This is a genomic window from Bacillus sp. SRB_8, from assembly GCF_003264205.1.
Classification (GTDB): Bacteria; Bacillota; Bacilli; order Bacillales; family Bacillaceae_G; genus Bacillus_A; species Bacillus_A mycoides.
Genome location: NZ_NADT01000026.1, coordinates 413,920 through 436,942, shown reverse-complemented (window position 1 = coordinate 436,942; position 23,023 = coordinate 413,920). Strand labels below are relative to the sequence as shown.

General features: G+C 34.6%; 25 protein-coding genes and 1 pseudogene. 7 read left to right on the top strand and 19 right to left on the bottom strand.

Annotation, left to right across the window (positions count from 1 at the left end; all coding sequences use genetic code 11):
• The first annotated feature begins 274 nt into the window (after nucleotides 1-274).
• Nucleotides 275-958 carry a collagen-like protein gene (locus B5P40_RS24060; protein WP_113710041.1) on the top strand — a complete coding sequence of 228 codons (684 nt, stop codon included), beginning with the start codon at nucleotides 275-277 and terminating at the stop codon, nucleotides 956-958.
• A gap of 218 nt (nucleotides 959-1,176) precedes the next feature.
• Here the strand turns inward: B5P40_RS24060 and B5P40_RS24055 are convergent.
• The 9 genes and pseudogenes from B5P40_RS24055 to recQ all read right to left on the bottom strand — a co-directional run.
• Nucleotides 1,177-1,416 (bottom strand): annotated as a pseudogene (locus tag B5P40_RS24055) (serine hydrolase); the annotation flags it as partial.
• 163 nt (nucleotides 1,417-1,579) lie between these two features.
• Nucleotides 1,580-2,092, bottom strand: a complete 513-nt coding sequence (locus B5P40_RS24050; protein ID WP_002142071.1) for a GNAT family N-acetyltransferase — start codon at nucleotides 2,090-2,092, stop codon at nucleotides 1,580-1,582.
• Between the two features lie 78 nt (nucleotides 2,093-2,170).
• Nucleotides 2,171-3,172 carry an HAAS signaling domain-containing protein gene (locus tag B5P40_RS24045; RefSeq protein WP_113710040.1) on the bottom strand — a complete coding sequence of 334 codons (1,002 nt, stop codon included), beginning with the start codon at nucleotides 3,170-3,172 and terminating at the stop codon, nucleotides 2,171-2,173.
• Nucleotides 3,159-3,506, bottom strand: coding sequence for a PadR family transcriptional regulator (locus B5P40_RS24040; RefSeq protein ID WP_002085093.1), 348 nt, complete (start codon nucleotides 3,504-3,506; stop codon nucleotides 3,159-3,161). Before B5P40_RS24040 ends, B5P40_RS24045 begins: the two co-directional genes overlap by 14 nt.
• A 167-nt stretch (nucleotides 3,507-3,673) precedes the next feature.
• Nucleotides 3,674-4,006, bottom strand: coding sequence for a DUF952 domain-containing protein (locus B5P40_RS24035; RefSeq protein WP_002127746.1), 333 nt, complete (start codon nucleotides 4,004-4,006; stop codon nucleotides 3,674-3,676).
• A gap of 74 nt (nucleotides 4,007-4,080) precedes the next feature.
• The gene (locus B5P40_RS24030; protein WP_113710039.1) at nucleotides 4,081-6,156 is read right to left on the bottom strand and encodes a HelD family protein; all 2,076 of its coding nucleotides are present in this window, start codon (nucleotides 6,154-6,156) and stop codon (nucleotides 4,081-4,083) included.
• A gap of 117 nt (nucleotides 6,157-6,273) precedes the next feature.
• Nucleotides 6,274-7,017: a class I SAM-dependent methyltransferase gene (locus B5P40_RS24025; protein ID WP_002168220.1), complete on the bottom strand. Its 744-nt coding sequence runs from the start codon at nucleotides 7,015-7,017 to the stop codon at nucleotides 6,274-6,276.
• A gap of 181 nt (nucleotides 7,018-7,198) precedes the next feature.
• On the bottom strand, nucleotides 7,199-7,582 hold the full coding sequence (locus B5P40_RS24020; RefSeq protein WP_002032638.1) for a gamma-glutamylcyclotransferase family protein: 384 nt from the start codon (nucleotides 7,580-7,582) through the stop codon (nucleotides 7,199-7,201).
• Between the two features lie 25 nt (nucleotides 7,583-7,607).
• Nucleotides 7,608-9,725 (bottom strand): DNA helicase RecQ, encoded by a 2,118-nt coding sequence (gene recQ, locus B5P40_RS24015; RefSeq protein WP_002013002.1) that lies wholly within the window; start codon nucleotides 9,723-9,725, stop codon nucleotides 7,608-7,610.
• A 1,092-nt stretch (nucleotides 9,726-10,817) separates the two neighbouring features.
• Here recQ and B5P40_RS24010 point away from each other — a divergent pair.
• The 3 genes from B5P40_RS24010 to B5P40_RS24000 all read left to right on the top strand — a co-directional run bounded on the left by B5P40_RS24010 (nucleotide 10,818) and on the right by B5P40_RS24000 (nucleotide 12,517).
• The gene (locus B5P40_RS24010; protein ID WP_002085083.1) at nucleotides 10,818-11,441 is read left to right on the top strand and encodes a hypothetical protein; all 624 of its coding nucleotides are present in this window, start codon (nucleotides 10,818-10,820) and stop codon (nucleotides 11,439-11,441) included.
• Between the two features lie 129 nt (nucleotides 11,442-11,570).
• Nucleotides 11,571-11,927 (top strand): cytoplasmic protein, encoded by a 357-nt coding sequence (locus B5P40_RS24005; protein WP_113710038.1) that lies wholly within the window; start codon nucleotides 11,571-11,573, stop codon nucleotides 11,925-11,927.
• A gap of 137 nt (nucleotides 11,928-12,064) precedes the next feature.
• Nucleotides 12,065-12,517 (top strand): hypothetical protein, encoded by a 453-nt coding sequence (locus B5P40_RS24000; RefSeq protein WP_002012998.1) that lies wholly within the window; start codon nucleotides 12,065-12,067, stop codon nucleotides 12,515-12,517.
• 51 nt (nucleotides 12,518-12,568) lie between these two features.
• On the opposite strand, the gene B5P40_RS32930 is transcribed toward B5P40_RS24000, so the two are convergent.
• The gene (locus B5P40_RS32930) at nucleotides 12,569-12,754 is read right to left on the bottom strand and encodes a hypothetical protein (protein WP_002085081.1); all 186 of its coding nucleotides are present in this window, start codon (nucleotides 12,752-12,754) and stop codon (nucleotides 12,569-12,571) included.
• Between the two features lie 116 nt (nucleotides 12,755-12,870).
• A complete protein-coding gene (locus tag B5P40_RS23995; protein ID WP_002012995.1) occupies nucleotides 12,871-13,320 on the bottom strand; it encodes a DUF6884 domain-containing protein in 450 nt (149 codons plus the stop codon).
• 320 nt (nucleotides 13,321-13,640) lie between these two features.
• Here B5P40_RS23995 and B5P40_RS23990 point away from each other — a divergent pair, with 320 nt between their 5' ends.
• Complete coding sequence (locus B5P40_RS23990; RefSeq protein WP_002012993.1) at nucleotides 13,641-13,829, top strand: DUF4017 family protein; 189 nt, start codon at nucleotides 13,641-13,643, stop codon at nucleotides 13,827-13,829.
• Nucleotides 13,830-13,958: 129 nt separating this feature from the next.
• On the opposite strand, the gene ppaC is transcribed toward B5P40_RS23990, so the two are convergent.
• The 4 genes from ppaC to B5P40_RS23970 form a co-directional block, all read right to left on the bottom strand.
• On the bottom strand, nucleotides 13,959-14,888 hold the full coding sequence (ppaC, locus tag B5P40_RS23985; RefSeq protein ID WP_002032629.1) for a manganese-dependent inorganic pyrophosphatase: 930 nt from the start codon (nucleotides 14,886-14,888) through the stop codon (nucleotides 13,959-13,961).
• 151 nt (nucleotides 14,889-15,039) lie between these two features.
• Nucleotides 15,040-15,705 (bottom strand): lytic polysaccharide monooxygenase, encoded by a 666-nt coding sequence (locus tag B5P40_RS23980; RefSeq protein ID WP_002127752.1) that lies wholly within the window; start codon nucleotides 15,703-15,705, stop codon nucleotides 15,040-15,042.
• A 437-nt stretch (nucleotides 15,706-16,142) separates the two neighbouring features.
• Entirely contained in the window at nucleotides 16,143-16,658 is a 516-nt protein-coding gene (locus tag B5P40_RS23975) for a DinB family protein (protein ID WP_113710037.1), read from the bottom strand.
• A 255-nt stretch (nucleotides 16,659-16,913) separates the two neighbouring features.
• Nucleotides 16,914-17,417, bottom strand: coding sequence for a GNAT family N-acetyltransferase (locus tag B5P40_RS23970; RefSeq protein WP_088033551.1), 504 nt, complete (start codon nucleotides 17,415-17,417; stop codon nucleotides 16,914-16,916).
• A 105-nt stretch (nucleotides 17,418-17,522) separates the two neighbouring features.
• On the opposite strand from B5P40_RS23970, the gene B5P40_RS23965 reads away from it, so the two are divergent.
• Nucleotides 17,523-18,164: an HD domain-containing protein gene (locus B5P40_RS23965; protein WP_113710036.1), complete on the top strand. Its 642-nt coding sequence runs from the start codon at nucleotides 17,523-17,525 to the stop codon at nucleotides 18,162-18,164.
• 1 nt (nucleotide 18,165) lies between these two features.
• Nucleotides 18,166-18,438, top strand: a complete 273-nt coding sequence (locus B5P40_RS23960) for a P-loop NTPase family protein (RefSeq protein ID WP_033713265.1) — start codon at nucleotides 18,166-18,168, stop codon at nucleotides 18,436-18,438.
• Between the two features lie 54 nt (nucleotides 18,439-18,492).
• Here B5P40_RS23960 and B5P40_RS23955 read toward each other — a convergent pair whose 3' ends face one another.
• From B5P40_RS23955 to dapA, 4 genes are all read right to left on the bottom strand, one after another.
• A complete protein-coding gene (locus B5P40_RS23955) occupies nucleotides 18,493-18,858 on the bottom strand; it encodes a carboxymuconolactone decarboxylase family protein (RefSeq protein WP_002168216.1) in 366 nt (121 codons plus the stop codon).
• A 125-nt stretch (nucleotides 18,859-18,983) separates the two neighbouring features.
• Entirely contained in the window at nucleotides 18,984-20,474 is a 1,491-nt protein-coding gene (locus B5P40_RS23950) for an alanine/glycine:cation symporter family protein (protein WP_113710035.1), read from the bottom strand.
• Between the two features lie 132 nt (nucleotides 20,475-20,606).
• A complete protein-coding gene (locus B5P40_RS23945) occupies nucleotides 20,607-22,091 on the bottom strand; it encodes an aldehyde dehydrogenase family protein (RefSeq protein ID WP_003189783.1) in 1,485 nt (494 codons plus the stop codon).
• A gap of 18 nt (nucleotides 22,092-22,109) precedes the next feature.
• Nucleotides 22,110-23,006: a 4-hydroxy-tetrahydrodipicolinate synthase gene (gene dapA / locus B5P40_RS23940; protein WP_002142092.1), complete on the bottom strand. Its 897-nt coding sequence runs from the start codon at nucleotides 23,004-23,006 to the stop codon at nucleotides 22,110-22,112.
• Nucleotides 23,007-23,023: the final 17 nt, after the last annotated feature.

Genomic DNA, 23,023 nt, shown 5'->3' with positions numbered 1-23,023 from the left:
CATGAAAAACCAATTAATCCCGGCATTGATACATGCCCTGTTCTTGCATAACTTATGACGATAAAACTAGTAATTAATAATAAAATAGATGGCCAAAAAATAAGTGCTGTTTGGAGTAAAGCCATGTTCCTTATATATTATAGAATGGGTTTATATTTGTGTCATAAGGGCTTATGCTTATTTTTATTTTTAAAGGCTTTTTCCTTATACTTGCGTGTTAGCTAATTCATAAGCTATAGAGTGTAAGTGGGTGAATGATAAGGATGGTGTAAAAATGAGTAAATTTAATAAGAAATTTCATATTCCATGCGAATGTTTTGGTCCCCCTTTACCTCCACCTGAAATTGGTCCAACGGGTCCGACAGGACCAACAGGACCAACAGGAGCAACAGGAGCAACTGCAGTAGCGTGTTGCCCATGTACTAATGTTCTTGACAATCCTGGATTTGACGAACCACCATTAGTAACCGATCCAGTTCCTGGTTGGAATCAAATTGGGGATGTTGAAGAAGTAGGTGTTCCAAATGCTCATAGTGGTCGTATTCTTTCAAATGGGGCACTTAGTCTCTTAGCTGCGTCAATTGGACCAGGTGGAAGTATTAATCAATTGGTTGATGTTGACGAAGGTTGTTGTTTTACGTTTTCTTTTGCTGCGGATGTAAGGGATAATGCATTTCTTATAGCTTCTGTATCTTTTCCAGACCTTGGACATGGATGTCCTCCTCTTGCTGCAACTCTTGGCCCATTAAATATTCCACATATTATACCAGTTATGAATCAACCGCAATCTCTTTTCCAACATTATACTCTTGTTGTGTGTATACCTCCTGGTGTGACTACAGCATGTGTTGCTTTCCAAAATATTGCTACAGGTGGGCAAGGCGCAACAGCTTTTGTTGACAATGTTGTATTTCAGCCGACTGGTGGACCTTGTACTTCATGTTCACAAAATTTCTAATGTATTGAAGTACTTGAATCTTTTCGTTTTGCTGGCGGATCACAAAACCATTAAGGAGAGCCTTTGTGCTCTCTTTTTATGTTAGAAATCACCAGACACTCCCATATGCTGAGCGCATTCCTTTATAGTCCCGATACATATGAGCGATTCACTTTTGTAAACGGTATACTCCTTTAGGTGCACTATTCCCCTCCCTGCTATTAAAATAACGTTTTTATTCAATTATCGGTTACAACGTTTGTTTGACTTGTCATCTTATATTCTTTATATAAGCACTTCAAAGCTTCTAGAATTGTTTCATCAACCTCTTTATTATCAAATCGATTAGGTAAATCTCTTCCCCCAATTACATAAAGAAACGGAAATTTATGAAACATTCCTATTATACCAATATTTATTATAGCGGTGGGTAATCCACCTGTCATATGTGCTAGATGATAATAAGGTATACCTGCATATTCATCCCTCTTTTTATATCGTTTTATCATCTTCTCAAAATTCGATATAGAATATAAGAATCCTTTTTTGTTAAATGATAATCATGAATACAATAAGAAAAAGGTAGTATGAAATTTCTTCACACTACCTTTTAAAATTAATTATTACGCATAACGAATACATCTATTCTTCGATAGGATTTCCAGGTCCGTTAAGCTCCAATTGATAAAAAGCTAAATCTAGCCATCGATTGAACTTATAACCGGCTTTTTTTATTGTTCCTGCATGAACAAATCCATAGTTTTGATGCAGGGCAATACTTTTCTCATTTTCTGCGTCAATTCCAGCAATTAAGGTCATATATTCTCTTTCTTTTGCTATTGTAATTAATTCTTCTATTAAAGAGGACCCAACTCCATTTTTTCTATATTCCTTATCAACATACACAGAATGTTCAACTGAATATTTATAGGCAGGCCATGCCCTAAAGGGGCCAAATGTCGCAAATCCTACTACTTTATTATCTAGCTCGTAGACTAAAATTGGATAGCCATCAGCCTTTTTTTGTTCATACCAATCTATTCTATTTTCAAGGGTTACAGGTTTGTACGCATATACAGCTGTTGAATTAAGGATTGCATCATTATAAATATCTAAAATAAATGTTACATCTTTTTTCATTGCTTCCCTTATCATTGTTTTCTTCCTTTCATAATGATCTTTCTCTGTACCTTTCTTTCAACTGATCTACCTAATAATAATACAAACTTATTTTTACAACCGAATTCTAGATTTTCGAAAACCATCAATTGCATTTAGTACCGCAGATAATATGAAGATAATTATCCCTCCACCAATTAACCACGTTTTAAATTCCTCTGGAGAAATTGTAAACACATTTGCCACATACATAATGAATCCTTCGTTAAATAAATGAGGATTTACTACGATTACAATGAATACTATTGTTGCAGCTAACTGTAGGATTGCGTTCCCAATTGCCAATTTTTGCGTCCATTGTCCTTGCACTAACTTATAAAGAGATATACCTATTTCGAAAACGATCATAATTACAACGATTGGCCAATACTGAAGTAAAACATCTTGATTGAAAGTTGGTGCGACAAATTTAAGTCCATCTGCTGCACCATTATATACGCCAACAAGATGATTCGCATAAAAGTAAAGGGTAGCCCAAACTGCTGTCCACATCAAACCTCCAAAAACTTCAAACTTTGAGATCGACTTTTTCTTTGGAACATACGAGATATTTTTCAAATCATCAGGAGTCCATTTTTTTAAACTTGTCGTCAACGGTTGGGTACCTTTGTCTTTATCTGTTCTTTCTAAAATAGCAAATACAAGTGTCAACCAGAAAAATACATGGAGGCCTACTTCGACAATTTCCCCAATGCCTTTACCTATCAATTGTAAAATAACATTTAATACTGCTTGATCACCAGTATAGCCTATAAAATTTTCTGCAATCATTGCAATGAGTGCGATAACAGCTGCAATTGGTATAATCATTTTTAATAGCGTCGTATATACATCAAAATAGCGCGGTCCAATTAAATGCATCGGTCTATCCAAATACCCATTAGCCAATGAAACTGGGCTCCCCAATTTTTCAAGGACACTCTTTACATCTTCCTCATTGTATTCATCAGGTAACATATCCTCTATTGTCGACCGTAGCTCAAGCGTAATATCTTCACGATTTTTTTCAGGTAATCTCTTCGCAACTTCTTGGACGTACATATCAATCAAACTCATTCTCGTCCTCCTCCTTTAATAAGTTATAAAGTTCTTTTGAATCCTTTATCCATTCCTTTTTCAACTGCAAAAATATCTCTAATCCATATTCACTTAAAACATAATACTTACGAGGTCTACTCTCCGTTTTATCCCAACTACTCGTCACTAGCTCCTGCTTTTCTAATCGGCGAAGTAGTGGATATAAAGTACTTTGATCTATCATGATTCCTGATTGCTCCAATAATTGGACAAGCGAATATCCATATTGCGGCGTTCTTAGTTGACTTAAAACCGCTAATGTCAATGTCCCTCTCCTTAGCTCAGTAATTAATGAATTTAATAAAGTATCCATTCACCCACCTCATTTCCATTACTATATGTCATACAGTATGTGTTTTATACTATGTATCGTACAGTATTAGTGTGACAAAAACAATAATTTTTCAAAAAAATAGACAATAAAAAGCACAAATGATATGATTTGTACTTTTCTAGCTAACTTAAATACCTATAACACTCTTAACTTTGTCCCTCTGGTAATAAAAAATCTCCCTTTTCTTTAAGAAATGGTGCAACACCTACAATTGCCTCAAAATTGATTACTCCATATACATGCGGGTATTCTTGACCGTTAGAAGCAAGTTCATATTTTATTTCTGCTTTTACTAGGGATGGATCAATTGTAAGTAATAATACATCTTCTTCATGACTGAAATGTGTTTCCGCAACTTTTAAAGCTTGGTCTAATAATGAACAATGAATGAACCCCTCTTCTTTAAGTGAGGCTTCATTAATCTCTCTAGTTGTTTTTGCGATTTCCCAATTTCTTTTTGTTATTACTTTTGTAATCATATCCATTCCTCCTATATCTTTATATAGAAAAAAAGAGGTTTTTCTGTTTATTACTAGAAAATCCTCTTTTTTATTTATTTTAATCCCTTAATTAATGGCGACGCTTCCCCACTATGGAAAATCCATAAATCATGAAGCGATCTCGTACATCCGACATACAATAATTTCGCATCATGTTTTGTATTTTTGTAATGTTCCTCATCAACGTCGATTAAAAGTACGGCATCAAATTCTAAACCTTTCGCCAAATATACAGGTACTACCGAAATACCACCTTCATATTTGCTTTGATCTGCTTCAATGACATTAACAGTCAACTCTGCATTTGTTAACTTCTCATATATATCACGGCATTCATCGTCTGTTCTTCCAATTACCGCGATTGTTTTCACATCTTCAGTTTGCAAATGCTGTAATGTCTTTAAAACTTCAGTAAATTGGTCCTCTGCCGGAATTACTTTCACGTCTTCACCGCTACGGAAAACTGGAGTTGCGAGTCCCACTGGAATCTCTGCATTTTTAATTATTTCATTCGCGAATTCAATAATTTCTTTTGTAGAACGATAACTTCTCGTCAATTCATAATAACCTGTTTCTTGGAATACTTCCTTAAAAGCACCCCAGTCTTCAATTCCTTGATAATCATAAATTGCTTGAGATAAATCACCTAATATAGTGAAAGAATTACCTAGTGTAATTTCTTTTAATACATATACTTGGAATGGCGAGAAATCTTGCGCTTCATCAATAACGACGTGATGGAACTTTTGTCCAATTTCAATTCCTGTTATGCGATGTTGTATGTAAATTAAAGCTGGTAAGTCTTCTACATACACTTCTTTTTTACGACAATTTTTTTCTGTTTCTTGAACAAGTTCTTCAGGTAATACTTCGAGTATTTCTTTACTCTTTATCATTGAATTATATAGTGAAAGCGGGCTCATTTTCGGCCAAAAATTCATATATGTGTTCAATCTCTTTGTCGCTTCTTTTTTTAGTAATTTTTTCTCGTTTGTTTCTCCAAACTTTTTAAGCTCAATTTCAATCCAGCGCTTCATACGGCCGACTAAACGTTCTCTTCTTTTCTTTAATGGATAGTGTTTATATTCAACCTGCATCCATTTTTTAACGTCTTCCACTGGAATAACAGCTTTATCCCATGCCTCAAAATCTTTTGTTGGCACTAAATCTTTTTCAAATTGAATCATTCTTTCTTCAATAAACGACTTAAATTCCAGCGCGCCTTTCAATTTACCTAGCATAACCTTTTTTTCATCGCGATTAATTGAGAAAGCTTCTTTCAATTTTTCTTCTGTCTGCTTCAGTTTCACCGAACCATCTAACGTACGTAATGCCCAATCTGGAAACGTTGTTTGACTAATATTTCCTACCCCTAACTCAGGAAGTACACTTGAAATATAGTCTAAAAACAAACTGTTTGGAGCGAATACGATCATTCTCTCCGCTTCAAGTTGTTCACGATATTCATAAATTAAAAAAGCAAGGCGATGTAAAGCGATTGTTGTTTTTCCGCTCCCTGCAACCCCTTGAATTAATAACGGTAAGTTTCTTTCCGCACGAATAATATCATTTTGCTCCGATTGTATAGTCGAAACGATATCTTTCAATTTATTATCTTTATTCTCACCTAATCGATATAGAAGAAAATCATCAGCATGTGAGACATCTTCATTTCCTTTCACATATGTATCAACAACACGTTCTAGTTCTCTCTTTCGAATCGAAATGTTTCGTTTTAAATAAACATCGCCTTCTACTAATCCGTCTGGTGAATGATAAAATGCTAATTCTTCACCACCGGTAAATGAATAAAACATACTTGCGACAGGTGCACGCCAATCAATTACAATTGGTTTCATCGTATCTTTATCTGAAACACCTATTTTACCGATGTAAATCGGCATTACGTCTTCCTTGCCATCCTCCTGAAAGTCTAATCTTCCAAAATACGGCTCATGTACACCAATACGTAAGCTTTGTCTATTAGACTCCCTCATACTTTCAAGAATTTGCTCTTTAAAATCTTCTCCATAATAAACCGGGATTTTTTCAAGCTGTTCTAATTGATCATCCATCGTACTTAAAGTATCTTTCATTTTTTGTAACTCTTCGTCAAAAATGTTGTTCATTTGATGATTCCCTCCTGTCCGTTCCAATTTTTTCAGTCGAAATATAATTGTATTAAAAATCCATTCATAAAGTCAATCGTTTTAGTAAGAATTTTCTAAATTAAAAAAGAGTAGAGATTAATCCCTACTCTTTTTTAATTTAATTCGATATGCCAAACATTCATTTAATGTTGCCAATTCTTTATATTTTCGTTTTTCAAAATCATATGCTCCCCCAGGGAAGAATCCCATAATACTTAAACCAGCTTCAGCACATAGATTGCTAATCTCATCTACCGTATAACATCGTAAAGACTGTGTTACTACATCATTTGGATAATTAGGGTCCCACCAATGATCTAACATTCTTTCATTTATACTATCATATTCGTATTTTCGCATAGCTACACTTAAGAACATTTCTTGTCCACTTACTTTTTTCCAATACAATGGTTGATAAATATCAATAAGTGCACATCCATCATCCTTCATCCAATTTTTAATCCGTTTTAATAGAATCAATTGCTCATCATCTGTTCCTACACCAAATCCGTCTAAATAACTAACAACATCAAACTTTTCTTCAAAGTTAATTTTATAAAAATCAGCGCAATGAATATCTATATTATTAGTAGAATGTTCTTTTGCAAACATAACTAACTCTGGTACAAGTTCAACCGTAGTCATTTTCACTTGTAACCTAGACATCGCCCTTGCAAATCTACCATTTCCTGCTCCTAGTTCTAACATCGCTTGAAATGGATGACCAACTTGTTCTTGAACTTCTTTAGCAACCTGCTCTAACCAGCTTTCTGTATTGATATCGTAATTCGACAGTTCGAATTGTTTTTGGTAAAATTCCTTCACATTTAATTCGTTCATTATTATTCTCCTCCTGCACTAGATTTTTCTGCTACAGGTGAGAAACTAAATTTCTGACACCCATGAAAAAAACCATTTTTATTTCTCTATATTTATGATTTATCAAAATAATAAGAATTTTTAAATTACCAATATGAAAAGCAGATAATGGTCGATTCCACTATCTGCTCTATAGCTGCTTTTATTTTCCTTGTTGATACTCCACCCAATCACCAGAAATGATGACTTTCTTTAGCATCTCTTTATCTTGAGCAATATACACAAATGCACGTATTTCTCTATCACCTAAATAAATCGTTTCGGTGATTCGGTCATATAAATCACTCTCTGCATTACCTGTGTATTCTTCAAGTTCATCTAACTTTTGCAGAACATCATCATTTACTTCATAAACTTCTCCGTATACTTTGTCCTCATTTGAACAAATCATCGCAGGATACCCTTCGTATGTATCAAATAATTTACCATACGTCCATGCTTCGTCTGCGATGCATATTGCACCTTGCATAAAATGAGCATTCGTTTGCTCTTTTCTTAACGTGCCATACACGAAAACGTGATGCATAAATCCCTATCCCCTTTATATGTCTCTACTTTCTAATTTGTAAATAAGCACGAATCATAAAGTAACTCACTTCATTTGGAAGTTGGTCCTTAATCGATTTCAGACCACCCTCTGCATTTTGCACGGCAGTTTCAATCAGTGATTCATATTCTGCAGGAACAAAACTGTTCCAGTCTACTTCCATTCCATCTTCAAAGCAGCGAATTAAATGATTTTCAATTGTTTGTCTTGATAAGCTACGTTCTTTAGCAATTTCATCTAGATCAATGCCTTGTTTATACATTTCATACGTTTCTAAATGAGAATTCGCTGACGCTTTTCCTGATTTTTTACTCTCTGAAACAACTTCAGTCTTAATTGTTTCCGCATAGTTTGGGTTATCCTCAATAAAGTGCTGAACTGCTTGTAAGAAGTGAGACCCGTACTTCACAAGTTTGTGTTCTCCGATTCCTTTTACAGTTAGGAGTTCGGAGTCACTTTGTGGCATTTTCGCACACATATCTTTTAACGTTTGGTCAGAGAAAATAACGAACGGCGGTACACCTTCTCCTTGTGCAATTTCTTTACGCACTTCACGAAGCACTTCAAATAAAGGATGGTCTTGAACAATTTGTCTCGTTTCTACTCGTTCTTTGCGTAAAACATTCTCTTTACCAAGTAATACTTCTTTTCCTTTTTCCGTTACTTTTAATGTTGGATACGTACCATGTTCAACTGCAATTAACTCATCTGAAATTAAAAACTCAATAAACTCACTGACTTCTTTTACACTACGGTTTGATAAAAGACCGTACGTTGGCAAAGTATGAAAATTAAATTCAATGACTTTCTTATTTTTAGATCCAGTTAATACTTGTGCAATCATTTGCTTTCCGAATCGTTGGTTCGTCCTAATCATACAAGATAGTACCATTTGGGATTCTCTCGTCACATCGATACTTTCACGGTCGTCCGTACAATTACCGCAGCGACCACAATCTTCCTTCGGCTCTTCTCCGAAGTATTGCAAAATAAATGATTGTAAACATTGTTCTGTATGACAGTAATCAGTCATATTTTGGAGTTTTTCAAGCTCATTTGAAAAACGTGATTCTCCAGTTGATTGATCGATTAAAAAGCGTTGTACTTGCACATCTTGAGAAGAATATAACAAAATACATTCACTATCTAATCCATCACGACCAGCACGTCCTGCTTCTTGATAGTAACTTTCCATATTTTTTGGAAGTTGATAATGGATAACGTAACGTATATTCGATTTATCTATACCCATTCCAAATGCAGATGTTGCCACCATAACACTTATTTCATCTCGTAAAAAGAGTTCTTGCTGTTCATTTCGATCGTGGTCGCTCATACCAGCATGATATTTCGATACAGAAACTCCTGCTTTCCCTAAATCTTCATATAACTGATCGACAACTTTTCTTGTAGCTGCATATATAATCCCAGATTCCTTCTGATTTTGACGAATATAATCCGCTAAATAAGCATTACGATCCTGTCCTTTAATGACAGAGAATGATAAGTTCTCGCGCTCAAACGTTGTCATAATTGTATTTTCTTGATTAATTCCAAGCGTGTTGCAAATATCTTCACGAACTTGTGGTGTTGCCGTAGCAGTTAACGCTAATACGAGCGGCTTTTCTGGAAGATAATCTAATATGCGATGTATATGTAAATAACTAGGACGGAAATCATGTCCCCACTGCGAAATACAGTGCGCCTCATCAATTGCAATCATCGGGATTTTCATATCGATAAGTTGATCAACAAATTCCATTGAATCAAGACGCTCAGGCGCCACATAAAGTAACTTATAATGGCCTTGTTTCGCTAATTGAATTCGTTGATTTGCTTCTGTAATAGAAATAGAACTATTAATATAAGTAGCTGAAATACCGTTTTGTACTAATGTATCTACTTGGTCTTTCATAAGTGAAATCAAAGGTGAAATAACTAATGTCGTTCCTTCGAATACTAATGCGGGAATTTGATAACAAATTGACTTACCACCACCCGTAGGCATAATACAGACTGTATCTTTCCCATCTAATACATTTTTAATTGTTTCATCTTGTCCTCTTCGGAATGACGAATAACCGAAATAAGACGCTAAAAGTTCTTGTGCTTTTGTAAACAAAAAAGAGTCACCTGCTTTTCTTTATCTTTCATCTATTCCCATTATATCATCAAACTGATTCTCGCCACTTTGAATTTTATAAGTATTTGAGTTCTATTTGCTTCCTACGTTTTCCAACATAAAAAACAAATCTAGTACACAAGAAGAAAGAATTTCAAAATAAATATTCATTTAATTTACCTTCCTAGAATACTACTAATCGTATACATATGAATTTGAGGAGGTTAAATTATGAAGAGTCGTTACAATAATTCCAACAAACCTAAAGCGTCAAATAAACAACTCCAATTCTCTAATAATGATGCGTGGAAATATGAATCATTTTATAAGTATCAGCCCTTATTTTCTTATAGCAAGCTTATGAATTTCCTTTCTCAACTTTTTAAACGTTAATACATGTGCCAAATATATATCATTCAAACAAATTTTCTCAACATATAACTTATAGACTTACTACAATACAGTTGTTACCATATATAATAATCTGTTAGATAAACCCCTTATGTTGACCTGCTTAAATTAGCAGGTCTTTTTTTATACTTACATATTGCAATGTATCGTAGCCTGGCTGAAAAGTCTTTTCTCCATTTTAGAACCCTATTCCGCTCTCCACAAATGATTATAATTCCAAAAAGCAAACTATAAATCCGCTACATTCATACAAGCAATTCATTTTTTCTCAATACACAAAGTGAATTTCATTTGTTACTATAAAAGTACTCTAGATGAGTTTTTGCTCATCAACATTATCTAGTTAAAGGGATCTGCCGCGGGAAGCAGATCCCTTTAACTTTATTAAAAAGCACCCTTCTCATTTGGACACATTTACCAGGTTTTTTCGAAAGAATTTTATGTTAATATTACGTAGTCGAGTCCGACATCTCGGCAATACCCTTTTGAGGTCCTGCAATTTCCCTTGCAGGACCTCTATTATTTTAAAATTCTTTATATTCATATATATCATAAGCGTGTTTTTTTATTCCCCTTCAACTTTCTCCTTTTCCAACTCTCAAAAAAACTCTTGGACACGTAACTTAAAAATAACGTTTATCATATTGTGAGATATACATGTTCAAAGGAGTGTAACTATTTATGTATACTTATTGGCAATCGTATTACTCCCCTTATCATATCACTAATGGAAACTTCGATTCATTTGTACGAAATTACCGAGTTAGTAAAAACGAAAACTTTCTAAAAGGATATATGCGTTCTTTATGGGAACAACACGTTGCTTGGACACGATTAGCCATTATAGGCATCATCTTTAACTTGCCCGACGTAAACGTTACCGTTGGACGTCTTCTACAAAATGCAACACACATGGGGCTATCACTTGAACCATTCTACGGAGAAAATGCAGTAAAAAAATATAGTGCATTAATTAAAGACCACTTAACAATCGCTGCTGATCTTGTTAAAGCCGCAAAAGCTGGTGATCAAAACGCAGCGGCCGCTATAGAAAAGAAATGGTACGCTAATGGAGACGAAATTGTTGAGTTTCTAACTAGTATCAATCCATATATAGAAAAAGAAGAATTTAGAAAAATGTTTTATGAGCATTTAGCGTTAACGAAAGCGGAAGCACTTGCCTTCCTAAATAAAGATTATGATGCCAGTGTAAAACTATACGATAAAATTGAAAAAGAGGCATTAGAAATGGCCGACATGATAACAGACGCAATCGTAAAACAATTTCCGCAAGTATTTCAATAAAAATAAGCCGATTTGAAAAAACAAATCGGCTTATTTAGTTTTCTATCAATGATATTTCACCACTCCTCTTTACATTTAACGTATATCGATATATTTTATTAATATCCGTTTTTTATAGGAGGAAATAGTTTGATTAACGCAATTGGTCTCGTATTTATTCTCACAAATAAGCACGAGAAAAAGAAAAAAGTTTATCTGAATGAAAAATTCGCATTAATAGACATTATTGATTCTAAAGAAATATTTGATGATAAAGGAAACTCATTAGTAGAACTAACATGTAAATACAGTATATATTTAGACGAAAAATACTACTGTAAATCTCTCGATGATTATACTGGACAAGTATTCCCCTTCTTAAGCTCTAAAATAGGCAAAGGACTTCTTAGAAACTTAAATTATTACTTTTCTTACGTTGATGCCTATGATAAAAAACCACCTGTTAAAGAAATAAGACCTCTTATGAAACAAGTAACTAACAGATAGCGGACAGTATTCAAAAAGAAAGCACCTAACTTCAGATGCTTTCTTTTTTTGAATCAGTAACTCTCTAACTTTCATCTCCTTCTAAATATATATACCCAAGCATACTTTAAAATAAAAACATTGGAGGATTAGGCTGAATGAAATATTCAGAATCAATCGTAAGTAAACGGCTTCGAAAACTTAAAACAACTGGTATGTTTTTTATACTATTTTTAATCGCCTGGCTTGGATATACAAAATTCCTTTATGGAAATGGTTTTCTTCTAGAAAAGAAAAATTCAGTTGAAGTAATGAATACTAGCGTTACTGGAGAAATAGAAAAGAATTTCGATGTAAACTTACAAGGTTTTCGTAAAACAAACCTTGATACACTTATAGATGCTAGTAAAACCGATCCTAGCGAACTATCCTTAATTGAACTTATCAACACATCTTGTTCTAAAGATTGCATTGGCGAGCCTTTAACTTACGTTAAATCAAACCACGGATATATCTTTTATAAGGAATCTAATGGTACTAATGTAGCTTTAAAGATTATAAAACAGGATTCATGGGAAATTGAAAAAAAATCTGTTCAAGATGGAATTTAAAAGGTTTATACACAAAAAGAGTACTTACTTCGAAGTACTCTTTTTAAAATATTACCACTTACGACATTTATCATCATCGTCGTCACGTTTACGATTGCGACGGCAATCATCACAATCACAGTCACGTTTACGTCTACAACCACAATCATCACAATCTCTGCGTCTACATCTTCCAAACATTAAATCATCCCAAAATCTATTACAATCTCTGCGTCTACAACCACAATTATTACACATGAATATGACTCTCCCCTCAATAGCGTTCATCATATTCTATGTTTAAAAACGTAAAAAGGCTTGTTTACTAGTCTATTTTAAATGTATTAATTTGAATCTATATTACTAATTTATCCCTATACTTCCTTCTGCGCTTCCACTGCCCCATTCAACCTCTGCAACATATACCCAATTCCTTTACACCCTTCTAATGGATATGTAATGATTTCTTCTGGATATAGCTTCGTCACAACTTTTTTATGCTTCTTCCCTGCAAGTAATACTATTTCATCAAACTGAAGTAAATCTTTATCAATCATCTGTTGTTTTAATTGATCTATGCTAATAATCTCATTACTATTTGAATCAAATGCAAGATCATAATTTCCCTTTACAATATCATTTGGTCTTAAAAATCCATGCTTTGCTGATAATATAACCCAATTCTCGAAAAACTCAGTTGCATACGCCTGACATGCTTTTCCGAATGGACTAATATATACATCTTTTGCCTCTGCCTCTCCGTAATCTGAGTACTTATCCCAAATTTTCTTCTTTCCGCATGGAATTATGCATAACCTTTTCATCGTTATTTCTTACCTCGATTCTATATTTCTTATGAAATATCAATTTTTCAGTACATTTTTTTTACAGAATACTATATACTTATCTCGAAAGATAAAATTACATTATATCCTATATTTGGTTTAATTTATTTCAGAACAGTCTATTAAGCATATGTATTATTACATAAACACACCGTACTAAAGTTACTTTCATACAGCATGCAGACTCCTCATCCTTTAGTGAATTTGTAAAGATTTCGTAAAATCAAGTACACTTAATCTCCCAATCTCTATTCAATAGCACAATATATAAATATAGTATAAAAAGGAGGTGAACAACTATGAAAAATATACTCCCAGCATTATTAGCTTATATTATTGTTTGTATCATCGCGATTATCATTCCAGCATCTGAGGGCTATAATACTGTAGGTTGGAAATTCTTTGTTGGGCAAGCGTACGCAATACCTATTTTCATTATTGCAGCTATTATCACATTTTATATAAATAAGAAACGATCTTATGAATAAATGATAAGAAGGATAGCTATTGCTATCCTTTTTTATTTCCATCCAATAGGCTCTTCTGTAATTTTATAATAAAAAGGACAAGTAGCCAATATGACTACTTGTCCTTTCTTTTATCCATACTCAATAATATTAAGCTTGGAATGTTTCTGTTAATACAGGAACGATTTGTTTTTTACGAGATACAACACCTTTTAAAGTAGCTGTGTTGTTTTGTAATGTTACGTTGTAAGCTTTCTCAACAACGTTTGTTGCTTTACCAATCGCAAGACCAACAGAATCGTTAGTTAAGATATCAGTTACAACGAATAAGAATAGGTCCAAACCTTTTTCTTCTACTACTGTAGTGATAACTTTTTCAAGTTCTGCTTGGTGTACAAGAACGTCGTTTGTATCAACAGCGTTTACTTGTGCGATTTCAACTTTCGCGTTACCCATTTGGAATTCTTTAGCGTCAAGAGAGATTAATTGCTCCATTGTTTTTCCGCTTAAATCAGCACCAGCTTTTAACATTTCTAAGCCGTAGCTATCTGCATCTACACCAGCGATTTCCGCTAATTCACGAGCTGCTGCTACGTCTTGTTCTGTGCAAGTTGGAGATTTGAATAGTAAAGAATCTGAAATGATTGCAGATAACATTAAACCAGCAACTTCTTTACGAATTGTAACGCCATTTTCTTTGTACATTTTGTTTAAGATTGTAGCTGTACATCCAACTGGCTCACAACGGTAGTAAATAGGATCGCTTGTTTCAAAGTTAGCAATACGGTGATGGTCAATAACTTCTAACACACGAACAGATTCGATATCGTTAGCACTTTGTTGACGCTCGTTATGGTCAACTAAAATAACGTTGTCCACTTCGTTTGCTACTGTCTCAACAAAACGCGGTCCTTCTACTTTAAAAGAGTCTAACGCAAATTGAGTTTCACCACTGATTTCGCCTAAACGTACAGGCTCAGCATTCATTCCTAATTCTTTTTTCAATTCTGCATAAGCAATCGCAGAACAAATTGCATCTGTATCTGGGTTTTTATGCCCGAAAACTAGTACTTTTTCCATGTTTTCCACCTCTTCATGAAAAGGATATCTTAAAGAAGCAAATATGACAATATTTTAGACACATTTTTTTATAAATAATTGCAGTTTCTTCTATATTTTTCATAAAAAAAATCATCTAAAATGAATTAGATGATCAAAATGTATATTTAATTTAAAATAGTTTAGGAACTTGCACTACATTGTTAAAAGCAAAATTGGAATTTAAACCATTATTCACAAGGTTCACATCAATAACTTGATAAAACGCATTTCCAGTGTCCGCAATCTCCCAAACAGCTAAAATAAGATGGTAGCCATTACGGTCAGTTGGTACATTTGCTTCATGCGTTACTGTTGTCCCCGGTCTAACTCCGCCATCATTTTTCACATAGAACGGCACTAAATCTAAACTAGACCTTGTTAAAGGCATATTTGGATTCCAATCCTTCTTTGTAATGTAGTATTTCCATTCTTTCGTACTATGAGGAGCGGTTAGTTTCCACTTGAATGTATTCATCCCGCCGTTTAACGTAACTTTCTTCCACCTATCAACTGCTTGAACGTCTAAAGCAGGAAAATGGCCAGCTCCTGCGATTTGTCCATCAGAAGGTCCTAATTGCGGAAAACCCCCTATTCCTTCTACACTTTGTGGTTCATATTGAACTGGACCGCAATTTACATTTACCCCTTGCTTACATAAATAAGATCGGCTCGCTGGTGATTCTACATACCCATGTGCTGAAGCCTTTTCTGAAAATCCAAATGTTAATAACCCCGTAAGTAATATCCCGCCACTTAATATAACCTTCTTCACCTTTTGTAAACTTGTCTTTTTCATTCTTTCATCCCCTTCCCAAAAATGAAATAAAAATAACTATAGTTGCCTAGTCATCTTCTCTACATCCATTATAAGTGGAAGAGTATTACTAAAAGAACCCTCTAAAAACTTTCTCAAATTCTTCTAGCTACAAAAATATCAATTCTTCACGCATTTTAATTACCAGTTATCAAATCTATTATTTATTTTGTCGTTTTACTGTTAAATACTTATAACACCGTCTGAAAATACAAACGGCGTTAAAGTAGTTAATAATTACTTACAATTATATATCACAGTGTAGCTTCGAAAAAAGTTTGATTACATTAACTCTATAAACCTAGATAAAATAATACAAAGAAAAAGTGTGTTTTGAAAAAGATTGATCTAAACACGCTTTAAATATACTCAATTAAACCATTCGTTTATAAATAAATTACGAAATTGGCAAAGGTAGTCTAGTTATCAAATAGCCCTCTCCCTCTCAGATTTGTGGAAACTGGCTCCTTTCCTATCTCACGTGCCCATATAGATAACTGGCCGATATGGTGGATTTCATGGACAATGACATGACGTATTATCTCTCCGTGTGTACATTCAATGACTCGGCGCCTGATTGGGGCGTCTCTAGAGCTAATCGGTTCTTCATTGAAATCAGTTTCTGAAAGTTTCCGAGAATCCATTTCATTTGTCCAAGAGGTCACAAATGGCTTCACTTTCTCGTGGTATTGATCCGAAAGATTTTTCACTTTTTGCAAGCTAGCATAATCTTCAAACAATGGCTCCTCAGGCACTGGTTCACCTCGCAAACCTAAGATCCACATATATTCCACATCTACAATGTGAAATAGGGTATGTAGTATACTGCCGAACCCACCGACCCGTTTCTTTACCAGTTCTTCAGCCGACATGTCTTCGCACAATGTAAACCAATCATCACGAACTTGCCAGTTATATTGAAACAGTTTCAACATCACAGCAACCTCCATCTTTTAGATTAACATTTAATATTCACCAAAAGACTTCAAAATTCCTATTTAAATAATACCTCTTATAAACCTATTAAAACCTTATACAAATTGGCCCTCAAATTGAACATTCAATATAAAGTTAATGAATGAAAAGAAAACCCCTATTATACAGGGGTTTATCAATCTTTTTATAAATCAATACTCAGACCTAATAACAACTTTGTGGTTTGAAAATATCCCTCTTTTTAAATAAAAATACTAAATCATTTTATAATAAATAACCGTTGCATCTAACTCACCATTCGGAGAAATTGCATACCCCGGTATTTTACCGGATTCTTGAAAGCCTAATGACTTGTACAATCTATTGGAAGAATCTCCTTCTCTAGTATCTAATACTAAAAGAGATCTGTTTTCTTGCTTTGCCCGTTCTTCTGCTTTTTGCATAAGTAAACGCCCAATACCATTTCGTCTATAATTTGGATGAGTCATTAACTTGCAAATTTCAGCTCTATGTATCCCATTAGGCTTTGTAACTAAATGTAATTGAATACTCCCTGCCACTTCATTGTTTATTTTAGCAACATACAATATCACTTCTGGTGCTAATACAGTTTGCCAATAATTTGTTGCTTCTTTTTGTTCCAGTGGAGGTAAAAAACCAATTGACGCCTCATCATTTACTACAGTTTTCAACAGTTCAGAAAGCTCTTCAAGGTCTTCATCAAGTCGTTTAATTTCTTCTATTACTATACTTCGCATTCCTTTTCCCCCTTTTGTTTCATTGTAACAATTTTTAAAGCAGGAATAATGAAATACTAAGATGAAATTATTAAATATATGATTTTTTAGAGAAAGGATACCTATATGAAATATATATTAGATAGGAAATATGCAAGAGAATTACTCCAGTGGGCATATGAACAAAACCCAGGTCCGTGGTTCGATCATTCACGTAATGTTGCCCTTGCAACTGAAAAGATAGTTGATGAACTTATTAATAATGGGTACGACCTAAATGCTGATATAGCATACAACGCTGCCCTCCTGCATGACATAGGAAGATATAAAGGTTTTACTAAATCTGTTATTCATTCCTATGATGGTTATATGTATATGAATGATTTAGGGTATACAGGAAACGCCATTATATGTGTGACGCATTCATTTCCTTGCAAAAATGAGCATTTAGATATCGCGGCAGAGTGGAGCATTGTTCCTGATTATATGGAAAGCCGATTAATTGAAATATTGAATGAAAACAGTGACTACGACTTATACAATAAGGTGATTACCCTTTGTGACGCACTTGCTGATGCGGAAGGCTTTACTACTCTTGAAAAAAGATTGGTTTCAGTTGGTTTACGTCATGGCACAACCTCTCATACTTCTTTACATTGGAAGGGATTCTATGCAATTAAGAAAGAATTAGAATCTTTAATTGGTAAGAGCATATACACACTTCTCCCTAATATAGAGACATCGATTTATAAAAATATAGAATATTAAAATGGGATTTGACTTGATAGAACATAAAGGTAACTTTGATTTTGGATATGAAGATATTGCGGGTATATCTCGGAAATGTAAATTTTCTAATTGTTCGCATACAAATGAACCACACTGTGCAGTAAAAAAAGCTATCTCTGACGGCATACTTTCTGAAGAAATATTTAATAGTTTTTATAGAAATTTAAACGAGGCACACTATGTTTCTAAACAGAGTAATAAAACAAAAGCTATCGACTATATGAAACAATTGAAACTCTTTCAAAAAAATTAGACTAAACTAGAAAGTCCCCCTTAAAAGAATATTTTAAGGAGGGCTTTTTCTTGTTTAATGATTTTGATGTTTCAATTCCACCAGACATTCTTGTACTAAGGTTACTGCCTGACTCATTGCAGCTCCCCCAGCAAACGCGGCTGAAACACCACAAGCTTCTAAAATTTCTTTATCAGAACATCCTTGGTCAATACAGCCCTTCGTATGATAAATCGTACAATATTCGTCTTGTGTTGCTAAACTAATCCCTAATGCAATGAGCTGCTTTTCTCTTTTAGTTAATGTACCCTCCTGAAAACATGCTTGTGTAAAAGCGTTATATGTTTCTGCAATTTCAGGGATTTGTTGCGTAAAATTCCCTATACCTTCTTTATAATCAAGTAATACATCATTTATAGAGCCATATTGTTGATTTTCCATCGTATATCCTCCATTCATTTTATTCACACTTACTTTAGTATGAGATAAAATAAAGGACATATACAAATATTTACTTTAAAAAATAGAATGAATTTTCAGTTTATTTCACTTTTAAATTTGCACATCTACAGTTTCAGCCCATTATCTACTGACACTTTTTCTTTAGAATTTTTCCTTTCAACCTCTTTACTTCTTTCTTCCCAAAATGTTAAACCTTCAATTCCCACATTTTTAGGATCAAACACTGGATCTTTCCCTTCTTTTTTCTGCGTTTCATAGTCTTTTAACACTTTTAATGCCGTTTTACTTAATAATAGAATCGCGAGTAAGTTTAACCATGCCATACTACCGATTCCTAAATCTCCAAGGTTCCATAATAGCGAAGCTGATTCTACGCTACCGATGTAAACCATAATTAAAAACCCAATTTTCAAAACTGGTTTTAACCAGCTATATTTGAGGTCACGATCTAAATAAGTGAGTGTCGTTTCAGCGATATAGTAGTACGCGAGTAAAGTTGTAAATGCAAAAAAGAAGATTGCGATTGAAATAAATAATGGACCAAATCCTGTCATAACAGTTTCAACTGCTTGTTGTGTATAGATTGGACCTGCATCTACATTTCCCATATTCTTTACAATAGCGCTTTTCCCTTCAGGTATTACATTATACATACCTGTTATTAATATCATAAGAGCTGTCGCTGTACATACTACAATTGTATCAATATATACAGAAAACGCTTGAACTAGCCCTTGTTTTGCAGGATGTGATACTTCAGCAGCGGCAGAGCTATACGTTGCTTCTCCAACACCAGCAACATTTGAAAATACAGCACGCTTTACACCCCATGCAATAGCTGCGCCGACGATGCCGCCAAACATTTCATTTACACCAAAAGCACTTGAGAAAATTAAAGCAAACATACTTGGAATTTCCGTTACATTCGCAATTAATACGATACATGTAACAATTACATAACCAATTGCCATAAATGGAACTAGCATTTGAGAAACGCCCGCAATTCTCTTTACGCCACCAAAAATGATAGCTGCTAATAATACGACTAACAATATACCAGTTATATATTTGCTAATACCATTAGAATTTTCAAATCCAACTGCGATACTACTCGATTGAATACCTGGTAATAAAACGCCATATGATAGTGTTACAACGACCGCTACAATGACCGCAAACCATTTCATTTTCAAGCCTTTCTCAATGAAATATGGCGTACCACCACGGTATTCATTGCCTACTTTACTTTTATATACTTGTGCTAATGTTGATTCAACAAATGCACTAGCTGCTCCTAATAATGCCATCACCCACATCCAAAATACAGCTCCAGGTCCGCCGAAAGCGATAGCTGTCGCTACTCCTGCGATATTACCAATTCCAACCCTACCTGATAACGCCAAACAAAATGCTTGAAAGGATGATATCCCAGTCTCCGAGCTCTTCCCTTCAAATAATAATTTAATCATCTCCTTAAAATAGCGAATTTGTAAAAAACGAGTTGCAATTGTGAAATACACTCCTGCTCCTAATGCGAAAACAACTAAGCCAATACTCCAAACTTGCCCTACTAACCATTCTACTAACTGCTCCATCCAAATCCCCCTTATAATTCTTTTGAAAAAGCAATTTTATATATAAGAAAACGGACAACTATTATTAAACCTTCCAGTTGTCCGCATCTCTCATTATTTCATCCCTCTATTTATTAACAGTTAGACTCTCTATTACTTTATATTTACCCAAACACTTTTCACTTCTGTATAGTTATCAAGGGCGTATGAACCTAATTCACGTCCGATACCAGATTGCTTATATCCACCAAATGGTGCAGCTGCATTTTCTAAGTTATAATCATTAATCCACACTGTTCCTGCCTTTAATTTATTGGCAACTTGATGTCCGGTTTTAATATTTTGTGTCCATACGCCCGCAGCAAGCCCGTAAGACGAGCGATTTGCTCTTTCAATTACTTCTTCTGTCGAATCGAACGGGAGTACAACGACAACTGGTCCGAAAATTTCTTCCTTAACGATTGTCATATCGTCTGTAACATTTGTGAATACTGTTGGCTGTACAAAATAACCTTTTTCAAATGCACGTTTACCACCAGCTGCAACAGTAGCACCTTCAGATTTTCCTTGTTCAATGTAATTTAGCACACGCTCTTGTTGTTTTTTAGATACGAGCGGTCCCATTTCAGTTTCCGCCTCCATACCTGCCCCTAGCTTCACGTCATTCGCCATTTTTACAAGTTCATTTACGACTATTTCATAATGCTTCCGATGAACGAAAACTCGAGATCCTGCGCTACAATTTTGACCATGATTATACATAATGCCTTGGAACGCACCGTTAATCGCTTCTTCTAAGTCAGCGTCTTCTAAAATGATGTTTGGTGACTTACCACCAAGTTCTAACGTTACATGTTTAATTGTTTCTGCAGATTGACGCATAATATATTTCCCTGTAACTGTTGAACCTGTGAAAGCTACTTTATCAATATCATGATGGTTTACAATTGCCGATCCTGCTTCAGGACCGAAACCTGGTACAAAGTTTACGACACCGTTTGGAAAACCAGCTTCTTTAAAAAGCTTCGCTGTATATAGTAAAGATAAAGGTGTTTGCTCTGCTGGTTTTAATACAATCGTACAACCCGTCGCAAGAGCGGCTCCCATTTTCCAAGAAGACATAACGAGCGGAAAATTCCACGGGATAATTTGACCTACAACGCCAACCGGTTCATGGCGTGTGTAATTTAAATAGTCTTTTGAAATTGGAATGGTTTGACCAATAATTTTTGTAGCCCATCCCGCGTAATAGCGGTAATTTTCTACAGTCGCTGAAATATCATCATCAAGTGCTACTTGATATGGTTTTCCATTATCTAAAGCTTCCAGCTGTGCTAATTCTTCTCTATGCTCTTCAATTAAATCTGCTAATTTATAAATAAGGTGTGCTCTTTCAGCAGTAGTCATCTCTGCCCACGGGCCTGATTCAAAAGCAAATCTTGCCGCTTTTACTGCGACATCAACATCTTCTTCTTGCGCTTCACATACGACTGCTAGAACATCTTCTGTTGCTGGATTGTATGTTTCAAACGTCTTTCCACTTATTGAAGAAACAAATTCACCATTAATAAACATTTTAATTTCTTCATTTAAAAACGCTTTCACTTTTGGTTTCAGCTCAATGTTTGTCGTTAACATATATACTCTCCTCCTTATTTAAACAGCTGCATGAGCTGCAATTTCTAGTAAAATAGCTTGAAGCTTTTGATCTTCTTCTTCAGTTAATCCTAATCTCGGATAACGTGAAGGTCCTCCGACTTGCCCATGTAATTCCATTGAACGTTTAACGATTTGCACATACTTTCCTGATCCTTCAAGAAACTCACAAAGAGGTAAAATAGCATCGTTCATTTCCCACGCTTTTTCTAATTCACCATTTTGAAAATGCTCATACATTTTCGTAACGAGTCCTGGAACGATATTTCCGGCTACTGAAACCCATCCCGATGCACCAACTAAATAAGATTCCATAACTAAATCTTCAGATCCGCAGAAGACTTGGAAAGCACCTTCACCTTGTCTTACTAAATCTCTCGCTTTTCGAATATCTCCGCTAGATTCTTTAATATGTGTAACATTTTCACACTCTTTTCCAATACGGAGCATTAACTCTGTGCTCATATCAACACCAGAAGTAAATGGGTTATTGTATAGCATAATTGGTATATTTACAGCGTTTGAGATTTCTTTAAAATGAAAATAAATCTCCTCTTCCTTCGGTTTACAATAGTAAGAGTTTATAATTAATGCGCAATCCGCTCCGTGCGCTTCTGCATGTTTCGTATATTCAATCGTTTCTTTCGTCGTCTCTGCAGCAGTTCCAACAATGACAGGAATACGGCCATCAACTTCTTTTAATACTGTTTCTACCATGTTAAATCGTTCTTCTTTTGATAAACTAACAAATTCCCCTGTACTTCCATTAATAATAATTCCAGCTACCTTTTGCTCAATAAAGTAGTTTACGTTTTGTTTTACGCCTTTCCAATCAATCTCTTGAAATTCATCCATCGGTGTTATTAATACTGGAAATGCTCCTTTAATTTTTTGCATCTTTATCTCTCCCTTTA

Excerpts from the sequence above, each read along its gene's own strand:
- B5P40_RS24060 (WP_113710041.1), top strand. The coding sequence starts at position 275 with ATGAGTAAATTTAATAAGAAATTTCATATTCCATGCGAATGTTTTGGT.
- B5P40_RS24050 (WP_002142071.1), bottom strand. The coding sequence starts at position 2,092 with ATGATAAGGGAAGCAATGAAAAAAGATGTAACATTTATTTTAGATATT.
- B5P40_RS24045 (WP_113710040.1), bottom strand. The coding sequence starts at position 3,172 with ATGAGTTTGATTGATATGTACGTCCAAGAAGTTGCGAAGAGATTACCT.
- B5P40_RS24040 (WP_002085093.1), bottom strand. The coding sequence starts at position 3,506 with ATGGATACTTTATTAAATTCATTAATTACTGAGCTAAGGAGAGGGACA.
- B5P40_RS24035 (WP_002127746.1), bottom strand. The coding sequence starts at position 4,006 with ATGATTACAAAAGTAATAACAAAAAGAAATTGGGAAATCGCAAAAACA.
- B5P40_RS24030 (WP_113710039.1), bottom strand. The coding sequence starts at position 6,156 with ATGAACAACATTTTTGACGAAGAGTTACAAAAAATGAAAGATACTTTA.
- B5P40_RS24025 (WP_002168220.1), bottom strand. The coding sequence starts at position 7,017 with ATGAACGAATTAAATGTGAAGGAATTTTACCAAAAACAATTCGAACTG.
- B5P40_RS24020 (WP_002032638.1), bottom strand. The coding sequence starts at position 7,582 with ATGCATCACGTTTTCGTGTATGGCACGTTAAGAAAAGAGCAAACGAAT.
- B5P40_RS24010 (WP_002085083.1), top strand. The coding sequence starts at position 10,818 with ATGTATACTTATTGGCAATCGTATTACTCCCCTTATCATATCACTAAT.
- B5P40_RS24000 (WP_002012998.1), top strand. The coding sequence starts at position 12,065 with ATGAAATATTCAGAATCAATCGTAAGTAAACGGCTTCGAAAACTTAAA.
- B5P40_RS32930 (WP_002085081.1), bottom strand. The coding sequence starts at position 12,754 with ATGTGTAATAATTGTGGTTGTAGACGCAGAGATTGTAATAGATTTTGG.
- B5P40_RS23995 (WP_002012995.1), bottom strand. The coding sequence starts at position 13,320 with ATGAAAAGGTTATGCATAATTCCATGCGGAAAGAAGAAAATTTGGGAT.
- B5P40_RS23990 (WP_002012993.1), top strand. The coding sequence starts at position 13,641 with ATGAAAAATATACTCCCAGCATTATTAGCTTATATTATTGTTTGTATC.
- ppaC (WP_002032629.1), bottom strand. The coding sequence starts at position 14,888 with ATGGAAAAAGTACTAGTTTTCGGGCATAAAAACCCAGATACAGATGCA.
- B5P40_RS23980 (WP_002127752.1), bottom strand. The coding sequence starts at position 15,705 with ATGAAAAAGACAAGTTTACAAAAGGTGAAGAAGGTTATATTAAGTGGC.
- B5P40_RS23975 (WP_113710037.1), bottom strand. The coding sequence starts at position 16,658 with ATGTTGAAACTGTTTCAATATAACTGGCAAGTTCGTGATGATTGGTTT.
- B5P40_RS23970 (WP_088033551.1), bottom strand. The coding sequence starts at position 17,417 with ATGCGAAGTATAGTAATAGAAGAAATTAAACGACTTGATGAAGACCTT.
- B5P40_RS23965 (WP_113710036.1), top strand. The coding sequence starts at position 17,523 with ATGAAATATATATTAGATAGGAAATATGCAAGAGAATTACTCCAGTGG.
- B5P40_RS23960 (WP_033713265.1), top strand. The coding sequence starts at position 18,166 with ATGGGATTTGACTTGATAGAACATAAAGGTAACTTTGATTTTGGATAT.
- B5P40_RS23955 (WP_002168216.1), bottom strand. The coding sequence starts at position 18,858 with ATGGAAAATCAACAATATGGCTCTATAAATGATGTATTACTTGATTAT.
- B5P40_RS23950 (WP_113710035.1), bottom strand. The coding sequence starts at position 20,474 with ATGGAGCAGTTAGTAGAATGGTTAGTAGGGCAAGTTTGGAGTATTGGC.
- B5P40_RS23945 (WP_003189783.1), bottom strand. The coding sequence starts at position 22,091 with ATGTTAACGACAAACATTGAGCTGAAACCAAAAGTGAAAGCGTTTTTA.
- dapA (WP_002142092.1), bottom strand. The coding sequence starts at position 23,006 with ATGCAAAAAATTAAAGGAGCATTTCCAGTATTAATAACACCGATGGAT.